The 986-nt window shown below is 65.9% G+C and carries 1 protein-coding gene; it reads left to right on the forward strand.

Translation table 11 applies throughout. The features are described 5' to 3' along the window. Nucleotides 1-41: 41 nt before the first annotated feature. Nucleotides 42-986 (forward strand): ATP-binding protein (locus tag LRG07_RS13705; protein ID WP_370641547.1); only part of this gene is annotated, 945 nt, incomplete at its 3' end.

Raw genomic sequence — 986 nt, forward strand, 5'->3', positions numbered from 1 at the left:
GCCGACTCGGCCACTGGAGCTATGACACCCGGACCGGGGCGGTGGAATGGTCCGAGGAGATGTATGAGCTATTTGGGGCCGGGCCGCCCGACCACGGGATGACCTTCGAACGATACAGGGCCATGATCCACCCGAAGGACCGGCCCCAAGTGGAAGCAGCCATTGAGCAGTCACTGTATGCCGGCACTCCGTACGTCATCGAACACCGCGTCCTGTGCCCGGACGGGCAGGAACGGACCCTGTACGCCCGTGGCTACACGGAGTTCGACGCAGAAGGACACCCCAGAATCCTCCGCGGCACAGCCCAGGACGTGACCGAGGACCGGGAGCTGCGGCGTTCACTGGCCCAGGCCAACGAGACCAAGGATGCGTTCCTGCGCGCCGTCAGCCACGATCTTCGCACCCCCCTCAATGCCTTGATGGGGTTCCTCGAGCTGCTCGACGACCCGGATCTGCCCCAACGGCAACGCGCGGAGTACATGAAGCACTGCCGGCAGGGCGCCGAGCGGTTGCTGCGGCTCATCGATACGCTGCTCGATCTCACTCGCCTCCAGGCGGGACAGCTTGAGCTTCGCCCGGAAACCTTCTCGCTACCCGATTTGATCGATGGCCAGTGCACCATGCTCGAGGCCACGGCCCGCGAACAGGGGCTGAGCCTGACCCGGCGCATCGGCACAAGCGTGCCGGTGTGGGTCGAGGGGGATGCCACGCGACTCGGGCAGGTGCTCTCCAATCTGCTCGGGAACGCCGTCAAGTACACCCCGTCCGGCTCGGTCCATCTCGAGGTGTCCTCGGACGAGACCGATGGGCGCATCCGCTTTGCCGTCCAAGACACCGGACCGGGCCTCTCTCGTGAAAAGCAGGAGCAGATCTTCCAGGCCTTCCACCGCGGCGACTACCAGGGCCCGCACCCGGGCCACGGACTGGGACTGGCGATTGTCCGGGAACTGGTGCACTGCCTCGATGGCAGCCTGTCGCTGGAGAGC

Source organism: Halorhodospira sp. 9622, from assembly GCF_022228025.1.
Lineage (GTDB): Bacteria > Pseudomonadota > Gammaproteobacteria > Nitrococcales > Halorhodospiraceae > Halorhodospira > Halorhodospira halophila_A.